The sequence below is a fragment of the Kineococcus vitellinus genome (assembly GCF_009906315.1).
GTDB classification, from domain to species: domain Bacteria; phylum Actinomycetota; class Actinomycetes; order Actinomycetales; family Kineococcaceae; genus Kineococcus; species Kineococcus vitellinus.
Genome location: NZ_JAAALL010000286.1, coordinates 1 through 5,684, shown reverse-complemented (window position 1 = coordinate 5,684; position 5,684 = coordinate 1). Strand labels below are relative to the sequence as shown.

Annotated in this window: 4 protein-coding genes, 1 tRNA gene and 2 pseudogenes; 2 read left to right on the top strand and 5 right to left on the bottom strand. The window is 79.2% G+C overall.

Annotated elements, in window-relative coordinates; all coding sequences use genetic code 11:
- Positions 1–714, bottom strand: a pseudogene (locus GTQ99_RS27170) (DUF58 domain-containing protein); the annotation flags it as partial.
- Positions 711–1,724, bottom strand: coding sequence for an AAA family ATPase (locus GTQ99_RS19060; RefSeq protein WP_166617294.1), 1,014 nt, complete (start codon positions 1,722–1,724; stop codon positions 711–713). The pseudogene GTQ99_RS27170 and the gene GTQ99_RS19060, both read right to left, overlap by 4 nt.
- A gap of 139 nt (positions 1,725–1,863) precedes the next feature.
- On the opposite strand from GTQ99_RS19060, the gene GTQ99_RS19055 reads away from it, so the two are divergent.
- Positions 1,864–1,948 (top strand) — tRNA-Leu (locus GTQ99_RS19055).
- 355 nt (positions 1,949–2,303) lie between these two features.
- On the opposite strand, the gene GTQ99_RS19050 is transcribed toward GTQ99_RS19055, so the two are convergent.
- A complete protein-coding gene (locus GTQ99_RS19050; RefSeq protein WP_166617293.1) occupies positions 2,304–3,050 on the bottom strand; it encodes an SDR family NAD(P)-dependent oxidoreductase in 747 nt (248 codons plus the stop codon).
- Positions 3,051–3,083: 33 nt separating this feature from the next.
- On the opposite strand from GTQ99_RS19050, the gene GTQ99_RS19045 reads away from it, so the two are divergent.
- Positions 3,084–3,932, top strand: a complete 849-nt coding sequence (locus GTQ99_RS19045) for a glucose 1-dehydrogenase (RefSeq protein ID WP_166617292.1) — start codon at positions 3,084–3,086, stop codon at positions 3,930–3,932.
- A 40-nt stretch (positions 3,933–3,972) separates the two neighbouring features.
- On the opposite strand, the gene GTQ99_RS19040 is transcribed toward GTQ99_RS19045, so the two are convergent.
- Positions 3,973–4,707, bottom strand: a complete 735-nt coding sequence (locus GTQ99_RS19040; RefSeq protein ID WP_166617291.1) for an ANTAR domain-containing protein — start codon at positions 4,705–4,707, stop codon at positions 3,973–3,975.
- Between the two features lie 3 nt (positions 4,708–4,710).
- Positions 4,711–5,684 (bottom strand): annotated as a pseudogene (locus GTQ99_RS19035) (hypothetical protein); the annotation flags it as partial.

Here is a 5,684-nt window from a genome sequence, read left to right as displayed (position 1 = left end):
GACGACGACGAGACCGCCACCGGGCTGCCCCGCCCCGCCGCGGCGGGCGCTGGCGCGCCAGTGCACGGCGGACAGCCGGTCCCCGCGCCGCCACGGGCGCACACCGGCCACGTCGTCGGCGCCGACCGCCGGCGGCGGCGGCGGCAGCACCGGCGCGGCGGCCGGTGCGGGGTGCACGTGCACGAGCGCCGGCACGAGCGCGGCCCGGTGCGTGCTCAGCAGCCCGAGGGCGTCGGCGCCCTCGACGCGCACCAGCGCCCCGGTGCTCACGCAGCGCCGCAGCGCCCGCCGGGGCAGCACGAGGCGCACGCCCCGCCCGGCCGGGACGGCGGGCAGGGCCGCGTGCGCGTCGGCGAAGCCGTCGCCGCCCAGGTGCAGGACGGTCGGCGGGCACGGGCGGGAGCCGTGGTTGACCACGTCCACGACGTGCTCGACGTGCTCCCCGGCGCGGGCGCGGGCGGGCACCGACACCGACACCGCCAGCGAGGCCACCCGCGGCAGCGTGCACGCGGCGACGGCCGTCGCGGCCAGCACGAGGGCGGCGAGCAGCCCCAGCCAGCGGTTGCCGACGCCGAAGGAGAGCAGGAGCAGCACCGGGCCGCTGCCGGCGCCGAGCACCGCGCGCCAGCGCAGCGACCGCCCGGCCTCCACGCCGGTCAGCGCGACGGCGCCCGGTGCCCCCGGCGCCCCCGGCGCGGGGGAGGGGGTGCTCACCGGTGCAGGGCGACGGGGACGTCGGCGGCCAGCTGCGCCGCCAGCCGCTCCTGCAGCAGGGTCCGCAACCCGTGCCCGGCGAGGTCTGCCCCCGGCTGCGGTGCCGGCTGCAGGCGGTGGGCCAGCACCGGCACGACGAGCGACTGCACGTCCTCGGGCAGCACGTGCGCGCGCCCGGCCAGCAGCGCCCGCGCCTGCGCGCAGCGCACCAGCACGATGGCGGCGCGGGTGCCGGCCCCGACGAGCACGCGCGGGTCGGTGCGGGTGCCGCGCGTCAGCCGCACCGCCAGGTCCAGCACGGCGTCGGCCACGTGCACGTCCGCGGCGGCCCGCTGCAGCGCCAGCAGCCCCGCCAGCTCCAGGACGGGCTCCAGCCGCTCGGGCCGGTTGCCCGCCAGCTGCTCGCGCACGACCTGCCGCTCCACCCGCTCCTCCAGCGGGCCCAGCACCAGGCGCACCGCGAAGCGGTCCAGCTGCCCCTCCGGCAGCGGGTAGGTCCCGTGCTGCTCCAGGGGGTTCTGGGTGGCGACCACGACGAAGGGCTCCGGCAGCCGGTGGCGCACCCCGTCCACGGTCACCGCCCGCTCCTCCATGGCCTCCAGGAAGGCCGACTGGGTGCGCGGGGAGGTGCGGTTCAGCTCGTCCACGAGCACGACGGGCGCGAACAGCGGCCCGGCGACGAAACGCAGCTCACCGGAGGCCGGGTGCCAGATCCCCGAGCCCGTCACGTCGGCCGGCAGCAGGTCGGCCGTGGCCTGGATGCGGGCGGCGCCCGCGCCCACGCACGCCGCGAGCGTGGCGGCCAGCGTGGTCTTGCCGCTGCCGGGCACGTCCTCGACGAGCACGTGCCCGCGCGCCAGCACCGCGCACACCAGCAGCTCCACCGCCGCCCGCCGCCCGCGCACCACCCGCTCCACGCCCTCGACGAGGGCCCGGGCGGCCGCGACGGGGTCGCCCTGGACGTCGGGCGCCCCCAGCGGGCGGCGGGGTGCGGGCAGCGGTTCGGGCATCACCCGAGGGAGATCGGCACGCCCGAGGCCGCGGTGCACGCCGGGTCCCCCGACCGGCCCAGGTGTCCGGGGCGAGCGGCGTGCCGTGCTACGGTTTTCCTCGTTCGCAACGGCCGGAGAGCCCGCGCGGGCACCACTCGTCCGGGTGGCGGAATAGGCAGACGCGCTAGCTTGAGGTGCTAGTCCACGTATAGTGGGTGGGGGTTCAAGTCCCCCCTCGGACACTCGTTGAGACAGCGACGCAGAAGGCCCTGATCAGCACTCGTGCTGGTCGGGGCCTTGTGCGTGTGCGCAGCAGGCGGACCGGTCGGCGTCGACCGGTGGCGGCGCGGCGTCCCGTGGCCGCGGACGGGGGAGCCCGGTCCCCGGGGCCGGGGCGCCGGTCCTCCACCCGGCAGCCGGCCCGTCGCCGCCACCTCCGGCGCCTCCGGTGGACCCATCAGGAGCGTCGCCGAGCAACCTCCAGTTCAACCAACGGGATTATCAGTTATCGGAACCTTCAAGCGCCCGCATCGCACGCGCTCGTCACCACCACCCGCGCCGGGCGGCCCCGACGTCGGGCGCCCGGCGCGGCGGGGATCAGCGGCGGACGGGGGAGACGACGAGCTCGTCGACGCGCACGTGGGGCGGGCTGTCGAGGACGAACTGGACGGTGCGGGCGACGTCGTCGGCGGTGAGCATGCTCGCCCGGGCGGCGGCGTCGGGGACCTCGGGGCGCTGGTCGAGGAAGTCGGTGGCGATGTCCCCGGGGCACAGGTGGCAGGCGCGCACCCCGTGCCGGCCCTCCTGGTCGTTGAGGGTCCGCACCAGCGAGCCGAGCGCGGTCTTGCTGGCGGAGTAGGCGACACCTGCACCGGGGGAGAACGCCCAGCCGGAGTACGAGGAGATCACCACGACGACGCCCCCGCTGCTGCGCAGCTCCGGCAGGGCGGCGTCGACGACGCTGGCAGGGCCGGTGAGGTTGGTGGCGACGACGTCGCGGAAGGTCGCCATCTCCTGGTCGTCCCAGCGCCGGCGCGGCGTGTTCAGCCCGGCGGCCAGCACGAGCGCGTCGAGGCGGCCGAACCGCTCCAGGACGGCGGTGCGCGCGGCGGCCACCGCGGCGCCGTCCTGCACGTCCAGCGGCAGGGCCAGGGCCGCGCCCCCGCGGTCGGCGACTGCGGCCGCGGTCTCCTCCAGCGCAGCGGCGCGGCGGCCGCTGACGGCCGCGTCCCAGCCCGCGGCCGCGGCCGCCAGGGCCACCGCGCGACCCGTGCCGCTGCCGCCGCCGGTGACCCAGACGACCTTGCGGCCGCGGGCCGCACCGGATCTACTCGCCGTGTCCACCCGCCGATCGTAGGTCCGCCACCAGGAGGCGCCGTGCACCTCGACCTGTCCGAGCGGGTGGTGCTCGTCACCGGCGCCGGCCGCGGCATCGGGCGCACGATCGCCGCCCGCTTCGCCGCCGAGGGCGCCCGCGTCGTGGCCCTCGACCTCGCCTTCGACGCGGAGCCGGCCGCAGGGCCCGGCGCGGAGCCGGGACCGCGGCACCCCGTGGCCGAGGTCGTCTGCGACGTGGTGGACCCCGACTCCGTGCGGCGCGCGGTCGAGGCGGTGCTCGAGCTGCACGGCACCGTCGACGTCCTCGTCAACAACGCCGGCGTCAACGTCGAGGGCCAGGTGGCCGAGCTGACGTGGGAGGGCTGGCGCCGCTGCATGGACGTCAACGCCGGCGGGGTGTTCCTGGTCAGCCAGGCCGTCGCGGAGGTCATGAAGCGCGCCGGGCGCGGCCGCATCCTCAACGCCGCCTCGTTCGCGGCGATCGTGCCCAGCGTGGGCAGCGCCGCCTACGCCGCCTCCAAGGCCGCCGTCGTGCAGTTCACCCGGGTCCTGGCCTCCGAGCTCGGGCCGTGGGGGATCACGGTGAACGCCTACGCGCCCGGCATGGTCCCCACCGCGATGAACGGCTTCGCCGACATGGCCCCGCAGGAGCAGGACCGCCTGCTCGACACGCTCTCGCTGCGGCGCTGGGAGAGCGCCGACGACGTCGCCGACCTGCTGATCTTCCTCGCCAGCGACGCGGCCTCCTACGTCACCGGCACCCTCGTCGACGTCTCCGGCGGCAAGCTGGCCACCCAGATCCCCAGCCGCGCCCACACCGCGGCCGCCGCAGCCCGCGCGGGCGGGTCCGACGGGTCCGACGGCTCCGCCCCGCCGGCGGCGCCCTGAGCGGGAGCGCCCCCCCGCCGCGGCCCGGGAGTGCCGGGCCTCAGTCCTCGGCGGGGCGGCGCAGCGCACCCGCGGAGGCGCGCCCCGCGACGACGTCGTCGGCCACCTGCTCCAGCGTGCGGTCCCGGGCGTAGGCGTGCGAGCGCAGCACAGCCAGGGCGTCCGCGTCCGCCAGGCCGAGCACCTCGCTCACCACGCTGATCGCCACCCACGTGCGCTGGCGCGGCCGGGCCGCGGGCGCCCGCAGCCAGGCGGACCCGGCCGGCCCGGCACGCGGGGCGGTGCCCCGCCCGGGGCCCGCGCCGTCGAGCAGCCGGCCGCCGACGAGCGCGGCCACCCGCTGCGCCGCGGCGGGGTCGACGCCGACCGCGGCCCGCGCACCGCGCCAGTACAGGTCCAGCGTCCCCGCCGGCGCGCCGTCCGCGAGCAGCGGCAGCGCCAGCACGCTGCGGAAGGCGGTGTGGCGGCGCAGTTGGTCGTGCAGCGCGGGCCAGGTGCGCCCCAGCCGCGCCTCGTCGGCCGCGACGGCTCCCGCCCGCGCCCGCGCCAGGGCGCTCGGCCCCTCCCCGACGGTGAACTGCCAGCGCTCCGCCGCGGCGGCCCCCGCACCGCTGACGCCGACCGGCAGGCGCCAGCGCTCCACCGCCGCGACGGCGACGACGGCCCCGTCGGCGCCCAGCGCGTCCCGGCACGCCGCGGCGAGCGCGTCCAGCGCGGGCGGCGGCAGGCCGGGCCCGGCGTGCGCGGCCAGGAACCGCTCCAGGTGCTCCTCCACGGCTCAGGACCTCCCGCGCAGCGCCCGCAGCGCCCCCAGCTGCTCGTCGGTGGGCGCCGAGGAGCCCGTCTCCAGCGCGACGGCCTCCTCGGCGCCGACCCCGGCGCGCCGGTAGGCCACGGCGCGCGCTGTCCCCATCAGCTCGGTGGCGCCACCGCCGTAGAGGTACGCGCCGAGGTTGCGCCAGCGCGGGGGGGCGTCCCCGGCGTCGTCGTCGTCGACGTCGGTGCTCCAGCGGTGCGCCTCGGCCCGCGGGTCCTGCAGCGGGCGGGCGGGGCGGTCCAGCCCGGCCTCGGCGGCGCGGCGCAGGTACTCGCGGTGGACCCGGGCGGCGGTGCGGTGCTCCGGCGTGCCGTGCTCGGCGGGCCAGCTGCCCTGGAAGGCCACCACCACGTCGTCGACGACGGACGTCCCCGGTTCCGGGCCGCGGTGGGCGCGGTGGGCGCCCTCGTGGCGGGCGGCGGTGAAGTCCAGCAGCGGCCCGGGGCGGTGCGCCGCCAGCCAGGCGAGGGCGGGGCGCCCCGGCACCCGCAGGCTCACCCCCGGCCGGGGGCCGCCGGTGTCCGCCGCCGCGGGAGCCCGGCCGTCGTCGGACGCGCCACCCGGGCGCCGCCGCAGCACCGCCCGCCACCCGCCCAGGACGAGCACGGCCTCCAGGTCCGCCTCCCGCTCGGTGCCGGCCGCCGCGGCGCGCTGCTCCTGCAGCCAGGCCACGACCGCTCCGCCGGGCCGCAGCGGCCGCTGCAGCCCCTGGTGACCGGGGAAGGAGGCCGCGCCCACCATCGCCAGCACGAGCTCCGCGTGGGGCGCGGCGGCGAGCCAGCCGCGCCCGTCGACCGCGGCTGCTTCGCCGGGTGCCGGGGCGTCCGGGGAGCGGGTGGGCCACAGCAGCGCGGGGACGGTCAGGGGGACGGCGACGCCGCCGGTCGCGGAGCCGGTGCGCTCCCGGTGCGCGCCGCCCGCAGCAGGTCCCACAC

Bases quoted from the DNA above. Each gene is read 5' to 3' on its own strand.
- GTQ99_RS19060 (WP_166617294.1), bottom strand. From the start codon at position 1,724: ATGCCCGAACCGCTGCCCGCACCCCGCCGCCCGCTGGGGGCGCCCGAC.